Below are 12985 nucleotides of genomic sequence, written 5' to 3'. Positions count from 1 at the left end.
GCTTGCAGTCGCGATGGTGGGGGGGGCAACACTGGCATCGACAGCTCAGGCCGAAACTCCGACGGCGATTATGGATCTGGTGGATGTGCAAGGGATCCGTAGTAACCAGCTGGTTGGGTATGGTCTTGTGGTCGGTCTGGACGGTACTGGCGACCGTAATCAGGTCAAATTTACCAGTCAGTCGATCACCAATATGCTGCGTCAGTTTGGTGTTCAAATTGGTGATGGCGCCGATCCTAAGCTAAAGAATGTCGCTTCGGTGAGTGTCACGGCCTATGCGCGCCCGATGGCGGGCACAGGACAAGAACTCAACATTGTCGTTTCCTCTATTGGTGATGCCAAAAGCCTTCGTGGTGGTACGTTGCTGATGACGCCGCTACGCGGTATTGATGGTGAAGTTTATGCTGTCGCCCAGGGTAATGTTGTGGTTGGCGGGGCTAAGGCGGAAGGACGCAGTGGCTCAAAAATTACGATTAACACCCCAACCACAGGGCGAATTCCAAATGGAGCAACGCTGGAACGCGAAATTCCTTCTGACTTCAATGACAAGCCTCAGATCACCCTTAATTTACGTCAGCCTAGCTTCACGACTGCCAAGAATATTGCCCGGGTGATTAACGCTACCTTCGGACCGAATGTGGCGATTGCTATCAATCAGGGACGGGTGAAATTAAGTGCACCAGGAGATACCCAGCAGCGGGTCACCTTCATGTCGATGCTGGAAGATCTTAAAGTGGTTGAAGGTCGTAAACCCGCTCGCGTGGTGTTTAATTCGCGCACAGGCACTGTGGTTGTCGGCAAGAATGTTCAGGTCAGTGAAGCCGCTGTTAGTCACGGAAATCTGACAGTTACTATCCGTGAAAATGACCAAGTCAGCCAGCCAAATGCGTTCAGTGAAGGTGAAACGACGGTGGTAAACAATTCGAGCGTTGATATCAATCAGGAGTCAGCACAAATGTATATCTGGCCCGAAGGAACGGAACTCAACACTATTGTCGATGCGGTGAACAGCCTGGGGGCGACACCGGATGATCTGATGTCGATTTTACAGGCTTTGCATGAGGCCGGCGCCCTGAATGCTGAACTGGTTGTGATTTAAGGAGGTACGATGAAAATTGATAGTAATGGCGGCAACAATACCTTGCTTTATCACGACAATAACGCGCTCTCGAGCATTAAGTTCGATGCCGACAAAGAGCAGGCGCTGGAGACCGTTGCCGGGCAGTTTGAAGCCATGTTTCTGCAAATGGTATTACGCCAAATGCGAAGCAGTAGTGACGTGCTTGCGCCAGAAGACAACCCCTTTTCCAGCAAAGAGCAGGGGGTCTATCGTGATTTTTATGATGGTCAGCTCGCGATGGAACTCGCAAAAAAACAGCGCAGTGGTATCGCAGACATGTTGATCAAACAATTAAGCCCTAATCATGAGGGAGCTGTTGATTCCGAGATTATGGCCGCAAACGAAGCTGCCGCTGAGCCCAAGTTAATACGGCAGAAATCGGGCGTTGAGGCGGATATGGTAAATGCCGTTCGCCCACTTAATGAACCGAGTGATTTGGCCGCCTATGACAAAAGAGAGTCTTTTAAAGACACTTACCAAGAAGCAATGAGTACCGTTGCTTTCCAGCAACCGCTGAACCGTAAGATGGAGCTTTAATACCGATGAGCTTAATTAACATTGCATTAAGTGGCCTCAATGCAAACAAAGCGGCGCTTGATGTAACCGCGCAGAATGTCGCAAATGTTAACACTCCTGGTTACAGTCGCCAGCAGGCGCTAACGTCAGCATTAGGGCCGGGGAGCAACTCGCGCTACAGTGCGGGCAATGGCGTTGAAGTGACCAGTATCCGCCGGATAGCAGATGAATATCTGGTTAAGCAGACCTGGGCAACCAAGAGCCAGGCGGCTTATTCCGCCCGTAACCTGACGAGCATGAGCCAGCTGGAAAACATGTTGGGTGCCGACGGTTTCAGCCTTTCTGCTGGGCTAGATACCTTGTTCGCCGCGCTGAATGATGCGTCAATCAAGCCGGAATCTATTCCGTTGCGCCAGCAGATCATAAATGAATCTGAAGCCTTGTCCCGTCGTTTTAACACCTTGACGGAATCGCTTCATGCCCAGCACAAAGATATCAGTGATCAACGGGTGGCGGCGACAGAACACGCCAACAGCTTGCTGAGCAACATTGCCGATGTAAACCAGAAGATTGCTGAGATGGCAGGTACTGGCGGCAATTCCACCCAGTTACTTGATGCCCGCGATGAACTGATAGGCCAGCTGTCTGAGGTGATTGATATCAAAACCACCAGTCAGCCAGATGGAAGTTTGCAGGTCACGCTGGCATCGGGCCAGCCGTTAGTTCTGGGTAGTGAAGCGGCACAGCTCAAAGTCATCCCCGATGTAAATGACCCCTACCTGGCAGATATTCAGGTGAATATTTCCGGTCAGAGCTTTGCTGCCAGCCGCAATATTGGCGGCACATTGGGTGCGATTAATGATTATCAGGTCACGACTTTAAAACCTTACCAGAATGCATTGAATGACATGGCTGTCGCGCTGGCGGATACCTTCAATAATACTTTAGCGGGGGGGCAAGATCTGAATGCTAACCCGGGTTCTCCGTTATTCAGTTATGATCCCGCCAACCCCGCAGCCAGTCTGACTATCACCGCTCTTACGCCGGAAGAGCTGGCGTTATCGTCAGATGGAAACCCGGGCAACAGTGATGTGCTTAAAGATCTGATTGGTATCAGTAATCAGGCATTCGCGATTACCGGGTTTGGTAATGCGACACTCAATGACACTTTTTCGTCCATGGTCGGGGAAACGGCGATTAAAACCCGTCAGGCGACATCGGACTGGAAAGCCACGGAAAGCCTGAAGCTGCAGGCTGTTGCCACGCGAGATAACCTCAGTGCCGTCAACAGTGATGAAGAAGCGGCTAACCTGATGGTGTTTGCCAATGCCTATCAGGCCAACATGAAAGTGATCAGTACGGCTAATCAGCTGTTCGATACGGTTCTAACATTATTCTAAGGTGATGAGATGAGAGTCAGTGACACCCAATTCAGTCAGATGATGCTGCGCAGCCTGCAAATGAATAATGCCGGGCTGGGGGAAGTATTACAGCAAATGTCGACTGGTGATCGCTTAACTAAGTTATCTGATGATCCGATTGATTCGATCAAATTGCTTAACTTAGAGCGTGAAGGCAGTGCCATTAATCAGTATCAGGCCAATATTCGTAACCTGAAAACAGTATTATCGAGCCAGGAAGCATACTTAGACCGGGCGAATGAAAGCTTGAAAAGTAGCCGTGACCTGGTGTTGTGGGGATCGAACGGTACCCTAAGCGATGATGACCGAACCGGTATTGTCAGCGAGCTGGAGAACCTGAAAGAGTCATTAGTCGCCACCTTTAATGCGCAAGATGAAGAAGGCCATTATCTGTTCTCAGGAACGAAAACGAATGCCCCGGCAGTCACCAAGTCAGGCGCAGATTATGTCGTTGATGGCAACGCTGATAAACGTTCAGTGACAGTTGCAAAAGGGGTCACTATGGAGGCTAATTTCACCGCACAAGAAATATTGGATATTGGTGGTGATAACGTAGTGAACCAGCTCGATAAATTGATTGCTGAGTTTAACAACCCGAGCGCGAACTTCCAGGTTGAAGTCGCAAATACACTGGCCGCGATAGATAAGACATCGGGTAACGTATTAGGGGCGATGACGACAACGGGTGGACGTTATAACAACCTCGATTTACTTGAAAGCAGTCACAGCGAAAACAAGTTGTTTGTCGACAAGGTAACGGGGGATCTGGAAGCATTGGATTACGGTGAAGCTTCTGTTCGCTTAACCAATTACATGAGCGCGCTACAAGCGACTCAGGCAAGCTATGTAAAAATTAATGATTTATCTTTATTTAACCGACTGTAATGGGATGGAAATGCGATGGTTAATTCGACGGTAGAAGTCAGGCCGCAAGGCGTTAGACTGCCTGGTAACGAGAAGGCATCCATTGCGCCCTCATACAGCGCTGAAAAAACGACCAATAATCCGCACTCTGTGTCAGTCAATAATGCCTCCTTACCTAAGGGGGCATATTCTGTTTCGAAGGCCCTGCTGGCAAAAGGACAGCAACAGGTTACTGTGGTTCAGATTGCCCAGCAGGCGATCCATAAAGTAGGCAGTGAGCTGCAGTCGATGAAGCGGGTGCTGACCCAGACTTTACACTCACCGGGTGATCCGTCGTTATCAAATTCAAATCAGGCAAAGCAGTTAATCCAGCAACAGACTAACATCAAAAGCTGGCTGCAAAGCGCAGTATCAGATGGCGTAAGGGTTCTCGATTCCCAACTTCGTATACAGGTAGATCGAGAACCCGAGCGTAGTTTTATGATCCCGGGGTTGGACTTAACGCGTCAGCGCCATCAGGATGAGCAAATTCGGCTCGATTTCCCGAACAGTGGCACTGCTTTAATTACATTAAATAGTCAACGCGACGACCAGCAACTGGCAAGTCAGATTGATCGTTCTCTGGTGCCGTTAGGCATTAGAGCCTCGTTGGGAAGTAACGGTGAATTACTCTTTAAGGCGAAAGAGTCTGATTTTTCTCAGATGAGCCAGCAAGTGATGGTGACTGGCCAAGGCCACCGTTATCCAGCGGGTCAGCCAAATATGATAAAGCTTAAGCCAGAGCCGGAAGGTATAGAGGATTTATCCATCAACCTCAGCAGTCGGGATAATATCCGACGCACGATCAGCAAGGTGACTCAAGGCCTGCGCCAGGTTCAGCAAAGCATTGATGAGATAAAAGTGTATCAAACAGAATTCGCCCGACAGGTGACGCAAATTAAAGCTCAAATCAACGTTGACGATATTGCGGCCATTGAAGGCAAAATCAGTTCACTTACCTCGGCAGTGAACACTAACTTCACCGCCACCTATCAAGCCGTTTCAGCGCAGGCCAACGTGCATCGTCATACGGTGGTGGCACTGCTTAAATGAGTTAAATTGCGACATATATAGAGTAAAGTCTAAGCGCCTCAGTGGCGCTTTTTTAATGTCGGTAAAAGAAGGCTGGGAATGGATGCCTGACTGTAAGTTTATGCCAGCAGAAAGAAGAAATATAAGAAAAAGATAAACGCCAGCAGAGTTGCCGATAAGGTCGGGTAAATGATGTAGTTATCATCGTGTCGCTTAGCGCGTTGAAAGCAAAAATAGGTGAGCAAGCCATTATAGAACACCAGCATAGAGCTGATAGCCGTGCCCGCTTTTAATGTCAGGCTTGATAGCTGTAGCAGGAAAAAAGCCAGCAGGGCGTAATCAACAATGATTAGCCACAAAAAAATCTTTTGTAGGCTATCGGCTTTTCGTGTTCTGACCTGCTGTTTAGACATGTTTGACCTTTCAGTAACATGAAGTCGTTCGACATAGCCTTATGAATAAGAAAGCCTCGTTAAGCAACTTACTGTATTTATCTGTTTATTTCAGGGTGAATTCTGCTTTGAATCTAATTATGAATTTACTGCCGTAGCTTGTACTTTTTGCTTAATTTGTTGTGGCTGACCAGCCACCTCACGCCTCAGTACCGGTTGATTAAACGCGGCTTGTTGTCGAGCTTTATCAAGGGCGTTATCGGCTTTTCCACCAAACAGTGCATCAAGTATCTGAGCGGCAGGTGTTGTGAGTACAAATAGTTCAATGCGGCGGTTTTCGCTGGCGTCAGGCGCCGCTGAATTTAATAGTGCTCGGTTAGACATGCCGGCGACTTGCAATACCCGCTTTTCTGGCATGCCGCCTGCAATCAGAGTTTGGCGGGCAATATTAGCGCGAGAGGCAGAGAGTTCCCAGTTAGACTTATTGCTAAAGCGGCTTTTGTAGGGAATGGAATCAGTATGGCCACTGATTATGAGCTGATTGTGGATCTTGCGAAAAACCGGCGCAATAGCTAACAGCAGATCTTCAAAGAAAGGGGTTAGCTCGTTACCGCCACGTCTGAACATATTCTGTTTATAATTATCTTGCAGAATGATACGTAAGCCTTGCGGCGTGACGTCGACCATCACATTACCATCAGCCGAGACTTGCTTGGCCATTTCTTCAACCACTTTAGCCAGCACCGTCAGTTGCTCCTGAGTTTCGAACGAACCGGGGATCAACGCATCGCTTTCTGCCCCATCGCCATTGCCATCAAAGAAAGAGCTGACGGTCACGGCGGCATTATGCGAACTTAAATCAGACGCATCGCCGCCGAAATCAATAGGGGATAAGCTTTGCGAGGTATCGAAAGGATTGCCTGAGCCTTCATCAAAAATGCTTGAGCTGTTGAGATAAGCGACGATTGCTCGCCGCTCTTTTTGATCGACAACCTCCATTAACCACAGGACGAGGAATAACGCCATCAGAGCAATCATAAAATCAGCAAAAGCGACCTTCCATGCTCCTCCATGGGAACCATGGTCGTGACGCTTCTTTGAACGTTTAAATATGACTTGCTCTTGTTTTTGCATTATCCCTCCTGTTCCGCTAACCATTTCTCCATTTCGTTGAATGAAGGCTTAATGTCTAACTGAATGTGTTTTCTACCGGCATCAATGGCTAGTAATGTTGGTTTTTTGGCGACATAGGCAACCAGTGTGGCGCGTACACATTCAAAGGCTGACATGTCACGTTTAACGCGCTGTGCCATGGCGTTACTTGCCGGATCAAGAATGCAGTAACAGCCGAAAATACCCAAAAATGTTCCTACCAGGGCGGCGGCAACGTGATAGCCAATTAGCGCAATTGAACCATCTATGGATTGCATGGTAATAATGATACCCATTACCGCAGCAAGAATACCGAAACCCGGTAAGGCTTCTGATGTACGTTGCATCGAACGTGAAGGCAACAGAAGGTCTTCTTCAATGGCCATAATTTCTTGTTCAAGCAGCCCCTCTAATTCATAAGGCGACATTTGTCCCATTGCCATTAAACGCAAATTGTCGGTGATGAACGAAACAATGTGGTGATCTTGGATGAGTTGCGGAAATCGATTGAATAATTCGCTGTTTTGGGGGTCTTCAATATGACGATCGAGCGCCTTGAAGCCGCTGCTACGAATAGTTTCTAGCAGGATCTGTAATAATGCCATCAGCTCCATATAATAGACTTGCTCATCATTACGAGTGGAGAGGATCCGGCGGAACTGACCACGCATTTCCTTTAATACGTGGGGCGGGTTGCCGATAATTGTCGAGCCAATTGTAGCCCCGGCAATGATCAACATTTCTGCGGGCTGCCAGATAGCGACCAGATCACCGCCGGCCCAAACGTAACCGCCGAAGACACACAGAATAATAACGATGGCACCAATGAACTTTTGCATCTGTTGCTCCTAGCTTGAAAGATAGTGATTGAGTTGCTTGAGTGCCTGTTTATGAAGTTGGCACACTCTGGGCGGGGTAAGGTTAAGAACCAGAGCAATTTCATGCAGGTTCATTTCATGCTGATAAAATAGAGTGAGCAGCAACTGTTCACGTTTCTTTAATTTTGTGAGAGTGGCTGCCAGTGTTCGCTTAATTTGCTCGTGGTTGATGCTGTCAGCATGGCTGCTCATCACTAAGTCACTGCCGTTCTCAAGTAATTGATCCAGGCTCTGCATTTCACTGGCCATGCTGGCATTAAGCCGTTGGTAATAATCGGCCTGATCGGTCCCTAGTGCGTTAATGATTTCAGCTTCGCTAGGCTGGCGGCCAAGCTTTTTCACCAGATCCCGAGTGATGTCATTCAGTTCATGTGCCTGTTGGCGGGTCTGACGAGAGCGCCAGTCCAGCCGGCGCAGCTCATCAAGAATGGCACCGCGGATCCGACATACCGCAAAAGAAGGAAATTGTGGGTCTTCGACATTCTGATAACGTCGAGCCGCTTCCAGTAATCCGAGCAAACCAATTTGTTGCATATCTTCAATACTACAGTGGTGGTTGGCATGGATGCGCAGCTGGTTCACTACCCGCTTGACCAGTATCAAGTGTTTACGAACCAGTAAATCCTCATTAAATGAGGATTGGACTGGCGTGACTTCCGGTTCAGTGGAATATTGATCCGCGGGATTCATCTCTAGCATAATTACTTACCTCACTGAACCACGTATTTAGTCAGCAATACATCGTCAATCATGTGGGAAAAGTTGGTATTAACGAAGGCTGTAACTAAGGTCTCCCTCACTTCTTCCTGTAACGCATCAATGGTTGGTTGGCTCTGTAGTTGTTCATAGGTTTTATTGCTGAATAACCTAAGCAGCGCATTACGGACTACCGGCATATAGTTGTCGATGTCTTTAATTTTCTCAGGCTGGCGAGTTTTCAGTGCCAGTTCCAGCATGACAAAGTGGGTCTGACGCTCGCCTTTTACACTAAAGACCAATTTATCCAATGAATGGAAACTTGATTGTGCTGACTGTTTCGGCTCTGTAAAAGGAAGCGTGGTGGAAAAGTCTGACATTTCTAGATTGTTGTGATTTTTCATATACCAGACTCCCCCCACGAAGGTTGCACCAGATACAACAATACTGGTTAGGATCACGGCGACACAAATTAAGGCAAGATTACGTTTAGTCATTAACCAGACTCCTTTACTAGGCTTTTGTAGAAAGCCAATGTTCTGAGGTTGTATTGATTGTTGCGTCTGTCAGCACATCGGCAGACAGGATTGCAGGTTGGTATTCGTCGTCAGGTTGAGCTTGGTGCTGTGAAGGCTGTCCTCGCTCACCATCGCCAACGTTGACGTCGACATGGACAAATTGCTGTTGTTGCAATTCAAGTCGCAGACGCTCAGAAACCTGAGCCAACGCATCGCGAATAGCGCCATGAGCAGCGTTAATTTGTACGTTCAGGCGATCACCGTCGACCCGAATAATCAAGTCCAGCTTGCCAAGATCGGGTGGGTCAAGACGGATACGAGCTTCCTGCATATTCTGGCTGGCCTGCAATGTGACCCGGTCTTGTAAAACCTGCAGCATTTGCTCGCCCCATTTACCGGGTGAAGAGTCCATCTGAAGATTGGCCCAAACCGCTCTCGGTTGAGCAGCTTCTGCCGGTGATGATGAGATGGCTGCTTGCAGGGTGGCAGACTGGCCAGCATGAATCTGTCCCTCTACTTGTTGTGGCAGGGGAAGAGTGATTTGGGGCAATGAACCTGTCTCGGTTTTTATCGAGAGCAATTGATTCATTTTACTGCTGAATGGTTCTCCGGCATGACGGGTGTGACTGTTTTCCTGCACCGAGCCTGACGGCAATAATTGCTGTTCAGCAACGTGACTCAAGCTTTGAAGCTCTGGTGATTTTACGTTGCTGCCGAAGCCGTTGATGAACAAGTCGACTTTGGCGTTATTCCCGCTGGCTTCAGTACGGTTTGCTGTGAAGGCAGGGTTGACAGAATTGGTCTGTGGTGAGAATCCCAGGGTACTTGTCGCGGAGTACTGCCCAATCAGTGGCGCTTGCGTACTGGGCTCAGAAGGCAAATTCTCAGCAACAGGGGAGGTTCCGTCAGCTGACAGATCTTCCTGCATCTCGAACGTTGACAGGGCCTTATGAGCTAAGTCTGCGAGGGATGAAAAGCCGGTGCTGGCAGAAAACGAAGCGAGGCCTGAAGACTCTTCTCCATTGGCTTGTTTCACTGCATGAACGAGGCTTTTTGTCGCAGATGAAGTATTATCCACTCCAGGTAAACTACCGGAAGCGGTTAGGGTCACGTTAGTCATCTGTTACTCCATGTCCATGGCCAGTTGATAGGCAAGTATCCGCTCTTTTTGCTCAGAGGCTGAATCAATGCTGCCTTTGGCGTTATTTCGGATATCAGTGACTGCTGCTACCGCTTGCTGGTGACACTTTTTCAGCTGATCTAACTCGTCCCGGATCGCGGGAGTTAAAGGCTGGTTGTGACAGGCGCGAAGCAGCGAGCGCAGCCGGAGATCAAGGCTTTTCAGCTCTTGCCACTGTTCGCTTTGTATTGCAGACAATATCTCTTGTTGCATCTGGCGCAGCGTTGCTGGAGTAACGCTACGCATGCTGACCGAATCCTTCCCAGCCCTCGCGGATATTGGTCATGATGCGTTCTACGTTGCCGATCCGTGCCGTATCATTACTGACACTGGCCTGGTAGAGTTCGATTTGGGAGAATTCATAAAGGTCGTGTAAGTTCATCGCGACTTCGCCACCGCTCGACATATCCAGGGCACTATCCAGGCCGATCAAGATATTCATGCATTTGTTAATCGCCTGGCCCTTTTCGGCCAGGCGCTTTGCTTCAATATGCCCCTTGGTGCGGATCAGTTCATTGAGCAGGCCGTCAATCAGCATGAGCACCAATTGATGCGGAGAAGCGGAAGCTGCCTGGGCATCCAAATCGACGCTTTGATAAGAATCAAAGCCGGAATTTTGCATTAACATGAGAGACTCCTTTACATAAACAGACTGCTGGTCTGGTTCATCTGGTTCATTAACGTGTTCATCTGGGTAAATTGTGCCAGATAGCGGTCGTAAGACATTTGGTACTTACGTTCAAGATTGACTTGCTTGTCGTCGAGACGAGACAGGTTTTGCTGCAGATTATCTTTACGGTTATTAAACTGGCCGTTAGTGAAGTTAAGGAAGGGATCGATAACATCATCAATAGATTCGAGCAGTTGGCCCGCGCCATTAAACATGGCTTCGAGACCGGCACTATCATTAAGCTGAGCACTTTCAAATCGCTCGGTATCGAGTTCCATCTTGCCTTCACGATTTACACTTACCCCGACTTCAAACAGACTTTTACCGTTATATTGCTGTCGTAGCAGTCCGTTAAGCTGGCTTTCAATTGAACGTATCGTTGGGTCGCCAGCCAGAATACCGCGCTGATTTTCATCTGACCCGGTTTTGGTGTGGTCAGCGATGGTAGAAACCAGCGAATTGTAGGCATCAATTAATGTGTTGAGCTGTTCTTTGGTGGCTTCGCTGTCGGCACCGATAGTCAGGTTGATTGGCTGCTCGGCAGCGGCTTGTGCTTTCGTCACCGTAAGGTCAACACCGGTGATCACATCAGAAAAGGTATTTGAACTGCTGGTGAGTGCCAGCCCTGTGCCTTGCGGGCCAAGCCAGATTTTGGCGTCTTGCGGGGTACTGATGTCGGTCAGGTTAGTAAAGGCATCTTCAAACCAGACTTGCCCTGTTCCTGACGCACTGACGTTGATGGTGTTGGCAACCCCCGTTTCGGTGCTGGAAAGCATGAAGTGGGTTTCGCCGTTAGAGCGTACTAACGTCGCATTGACGCCAGGATTAGTACTGTCGTTATTGATTGCGTTTGCTAATTCCGCAAGCGTATTTTTGCCGTCGCCATTACTGTCGACAGTCGATAAATCAAGCGACATGGTTTCACCATTAATGGTGAAATCCAGGGTGCCCGTAGCGGGTACTTCGGTATCGGCGGTAGTACCTCCGGGCATACCGGCAGAAACCTGATGCGCAGTCGCCACCTGCTCAACAAAAACCTGATAGCTGCCACTCAGGGCATTGGCATCGACGTTAGCCGTTAGATTGCCATCCTGCGAAAAAGTAGCGCTGTTTTTAATGATGCTGGCTGTCATGCTGTTCATTTTATCGACAACCGTTCTGAATTCACGCAGTGCCGCTTCAACTTTTCCCAGCGCGGTTAATTGACTTTGGTATTTATCGGCTTGTAGCTGGTATCGATGTTGAAAGGGCTGCACATCATAAGTGGCCAATTGAGTAGCCATCGTAATCGGGTCCATTGAACTCATTGCATAACTCCTTATTTATTTTCTTATATAGGCAAATTACGTGCCAGTTTGAAAGTGCTTGTTACTTATTAAAATTAATCGGTTCAGCATGCTTTACACCTGGGCTGCGGAAGGGTTACTTCCTCTTTTGCTTCCGTACGGTGCTTCCGCCATTCCTATGGGTCCGCGGCGGATACCGGATAGACAATGGAGACTAGTTACATAAGGCGACGGAAAACGGGGGAAATTAATAGCTGGCGGGATAATTGATAGTGGAGCGGAGAAATGAAAAAGCCTCCGTGAAGGAGGCTTTCTGGAGTGGAAGGCTGTACGTTGCTTAGCGAAGCAGTGACATCGCCATACCAGGTAGCTGGTTAGTTTGCGACAGTACCGTTGTACCGGCCTGCATCAGCATTTGGTTCTTGGTCATGTTTGAAGATTCAACCGCAAAATCAGCATCCATCATACGGCCCTTCGCCGCCGAGGTATTTTCTACCATGTTACCAAGGTTGGTGATGGTGTGGTCAAGACGGTTGATTGTTGCACCCAGGCCGGCACGTGCGGCACCAACTTCATTAATCGCTGTTTCTAGCCCGGTCATTGCAGCCGTTGCACCAGCAGCAGTGCCGATATTAAAGGCTGGAACTGTCGTTGATAGCGCAGTATGTGCCGCAATGACATCGGTATCAACGGTCGTCGCTAGGCTTAGAACTTCTGCAGCAGAAGCGCCGATTTGTAGATTCAGGCCACCTGTTTTAATACCAGCACCAGTGATCAGCGCATCGCCTGCATACTTAGTGTTGGTGACAATGTTATTAAGTTCTGCACCAAGTTCGCTAAATTCTTTTTGCATTGCGGTTTGGTCTGCAAGAGTGTTAGTGCCGTTTGCAGACTGAGTCGCCAGATCGTTCATACGGTAAAGGATGTTGGTTGCTTCATCGAATGCACCTTCAGCCGTTTGCAGCATTGAGATACCATCTTGCGAGTTACGCATCGCTACCGACATGCCGCGAGTTTGAGTTTCAAGGCGGTTTGCAATTTGAAGGCCGGCAGCATCGTCAGCAGCCGAATTAATACGGTAACCCGTACTCAGACGTTCCATTGCCGTATTAAGCAGGTTTGAGTTCTTGTTCAGACTATTTTGGGTGACCAGAGACGCGTAATTCGTGTGCATAGATAGAGCCATGGTAGTTCTCCTGATTTATCCATCGGTGTATTGTT

At 48.6% G+C, this 12985-nt stretch carries 15 protein-coding genes; 5 read left to right on the top strand and 10 right to left on the bottom strand.

What is annotated here, in order from left to right; translation table 11 throughout:
• The first annotated feature begins 13 nt into the window (after positions 1 to 13).
• The 5 genes from R3289_RS02030 to R3289_RS02010 are packed head-to-tail and all read left to right on the top strand — an operon-like array spanning position 14 to position 5013.
• Complete coding sequence (locus tag R3289_RS02030; protein ID WP_318923934.1) at positions 14 to 1099, top strand: flagellar basal body P-ring protein FlgI; 1086 nt, start codon at positions 14 to 16, stop codon at positions 1097 to 1099.
• Between the two features lie 9 nt (positions 1100 to 1108).
• Positions 1109 to 1657, top strand: coding sequence for a rod-binding protein (locus R3289_RS02025; protein WP_318923697.1), 549 nt, complete (start codon positions 1109 to 1111; stop codon positions 1655 to 1657).
• Between the two features lie 5 nt (positions 1658 to 1662).
• The gene (gene flgK, locus R3289_RS02020; RefSeq protein WP_318923696.1) at positions 1663 to 3036 is read left to right on the top strand and encodes a flagellar hook-associated protein FlgK; all 1374 of its coding nucleotides are present in this window, start codon (positions 1663 to 1665) and stop codon (positions 3034 to 3036) included.
• A 9-nt stretch (positions 3037 to 3045) separates the two neighbouring features.
• Positions 3046 to 3942 (top strand): flagellar hook-associated protein FlgL, encoded by an 897-nt coding sequence (gene flgL, locus R3289_RS02015; protein WP_318923694.1) that lies wholly within the window; start codon positions 3046 to 3048, stop codon positions 3940 to 3942.
• A 15-nt stretch (positions 3943 to 3957) separates the two neighbouring features.
• Positions 3958 to 5013 (top strand): flagellin, encoded by a 1056-nt coding sequence (locus R3289_RS02010; protein WP_318923692.1) that lies wholly within the window; start codon positions 3958 to 3960, stop codon positions 5011 to 5013.
• Positions 5014 to 5111: 98 nt separating this feature from the next.
• On the opposite strand, the gene R3289_RS02005 is transcribed toward R3289_RS02010, so the two are convergent.
• From R3289_RS02005 to lafA, 10 genes are all read right to left on the bottom strand, one after another.
• Positions 5112 to 5405 carry a hypothetical protein gene (locus R3289_RS02005; RefSeq protein ID WP_318923690.1) on the bottom strand — a complete coding sequence of 98 codons (294 nt, stop codon included), beginning with the start codon at positions 5403 to 5405 and terminating at the stop codon, positions 5112 to 5114.
• Between the two features lie 117 nt (positions 5406 to 5522).
• Positions 5523 to 6518, bottom strand: a complete 996-nt coding sequence (locus R3289_RS02000; RefSeq protein ID WP_318923689.1) for a flagellar motor protein MotB — start codon at positions 6516 to 6518, stop codon at positions 5523 to 5525.
• Positions 6518 to 7375 carry a flagellar motor stator protein MotA gene (gene motA, locus R3289_RS01995; RefSeq protein ID WP_318923688.1) on the bottom strand — a complete coding sequence of 286 codons (858 nt, stop codon included), beginning with the start codon at positions 7373 to 7375 and terminating at the stop codon, positions 6518 to 6520. The genes R3289_RS02000 and motA overlap by 1 nt, the downstream gene beginning before the upstream one ends.
• Before the next feature lie 9 nt (positions 7376 to 7384).
• Positions 7385 to 8113: a FliA/WhiG family RNA polymerase sigma factor gene (locus R3289_RS01990; protein ID WP_318923687.1), complete on the bottom strand. Its 729-nt coding sequence runs from the start codon at positions 8111 to 8113 to the stop codon at positions 7385 to 7387.
• An 11-nt stretch (positions 8114 to 8124) separates the two neighbouring features.
• Complete coding sequence (gene fliL / locus R3289_RS01985) at positions 8125 to 8607, bottom strand: flagellar basal body-associated FliL family protein (RefSeq protein ID WP_318923686.1); 483 nt, start codon at positions 8605 to 8607, stop codon at positions 8125 to 8127.
• Between the two features lie 16 nt (positions 8608 to 8623).
• The gene (locus tag R3289_RS01980) at positions 8624 to 9748 is read right to left on the bottom strand and encodes a flagellar hook-length control protein FliK (protein WP_318923684.1); all 1125 of its coding nucleotides are present in this window, start codon (positions 9746 to 9748) and stop codon (positions 8624 to 8626) included.
• Positions 9749 to 9751: 3 nt separating this feature from the next.
• A complete protein-coding gene (locus R3289_RS01975) occupies positions 9752 to 10054 on the bottom strand; it encodes a hypothetical protein (protein ID WP_318923683.1) in 303 nt (100 codons plus the stop codon).
• Complete coding sequence (gene fliS / locus R3289_RS01970) at positions 10047 to 10436, bottom strand: flagellar export chaperone FliS (RefSeq protein WP_318923681.1); 390 nt, start codon at positions 10434 to 10436, stop codon at positions 10047 to 10049. The genes R3289_RS01975 and fliS overlap by 8 nt, the downstream gene beginning before the upstream one ends.
• 11 nt (positions 10437 to 10447) lie before the next feature.
• Positions 10448 to 11785: a flagellar filament capping protein FliD gene (gene fliD, locus R3289_RS01965; RefSeq protein WP_318923680.1), complete on the bottom strand. Its 1338-nt coding sequence runs from the start codon at positions 11783 to 11785 to the stop codon at positions 10448 to 10450.
• A 316-nt stretch (positions 11786 to 12101) separates the two neighbouring features.
• Positions 12102 to 12950, bottom strand: coding sequence for a lateral flagellin LafA (lafA, locus tag R3289_RS01960; RefSeq protein ID WP_318923679.1), 849 nt, complete (start codon positions 12948 to 12950; stop codon positions 12102 to 12104).
• Positions 12951 to 12985: the final 35 nt, after the last annotated feature.

The sequence above is a fragment of the Photobacterium sp. genome (genome assembly GCF_033720175.1).
In the GTDB taxonomy this organism is placed as follows: Bacteria; Pseudomonadota; Gammaproteobacteria; order Enterobacterales; family Vibrionaceae; genus Photobacterium.
Note: the sequence above shows the minus strand (reverse complement) of the source record. Positions and strands in the feature narration are given on the sequence as shown.

Coding starts and splice junctions, on each gene's coding strand:
- fliD (WP_318923680.1), bottom strand. CDS start 11,785: ATGAGTTCAATGGACCCGATTACGATGGCTACTCAATTGGCCACTTAT.
- R3289_RS01975 (WP_318923683.1), bottom strand. CDS start 10,054: ATGCGTAGCGTTACTCCAGCAACGCTGCGCCAGATGCAACAAGAGATA.
- R3289_RS01990 (WP_318923687.1), bottom strand. CDS start 8,113: ATGCTAGAGATGAATCCCGCGGATCAATATTCCACTGAACCGGAAGTC.
- R3289_RS02010 (WP_318923692.1), top strand. CDS start 3,958: ATGGTTAATTCGACGGTAGAAGTCAGGCCGCAAGGCGTTAGACTGCCT.
- R3289_RS02030 (WP_318923934.1), top strand. CDS start 14: ATGGTGGGGGGGGCAACACTGGCATCGACAGCTCAGGCCGAAACTCCG.
- flgL (WP_318923694.1), top strand. CDS start 3,046: ATGAGAGTCAGTGACACCCAATTCAGTCAGATGATGCTGCGCAGCCTG.
- fliL (WP_318923686.1), bottom strand. CDS start 8,607: ATGACTAAACGTAATCTTGCCTTAATTTGTGTCGCCGTGATCCTAACC.
- R3289_RS02025 (WP_318923697.1), top strand. CDS start 1,109: ATGAAAATTGATAGTAATGGCGGCAACAATACCTTGCTTTATCACGAC.
- R3289_RS02005 (WP_318923690.1), bottom strand. CDS start 5,405: ATGTCTAAACAGCAGGTCAGAACACGAAAAGCCGATAGCCTACAAAAG.
- motA (WP_318923688.1), bottom strand. CDS start 7,375: ATGCAAAAGTTCATTGGTGCCATCGTTATTATTCTGTGTGTCTTCGGC.
- lafA (WP_318923679.1), bottom strand. CDS start 12,950: ATGGCTCTATCTATGCACACGAATTACGCGTCTCTGGTCACCCAAAAT.
- R3289_RS02000 (WP_318923689.1), bottom strand. CDS start 6,518: ATGCAAAAACAAGAGCAAGTCATATTTAAACGTTCAAAGAAGCGTCAC.
- flgK (WP_318923696.1), top strand. CDS start 1,663: ATGAGCTTAATTAACATTGCATTAAGTGGCCTCAATGCAAACAAAGCG.
- fliS (WP_318923681.1), bottom strand. CDS start 10,436: ATGTTAATGCAAAATTCCGGCTTTGATTCTTATCAAAGCGTCGATTTG.
- R3289_RS01980 (WP_318923684.1), bottom strand. CDS start 9,748: ATGACTAACGTGACCCTAACCGCTTCCGGTAGTTTACCTGGAGTGGAT.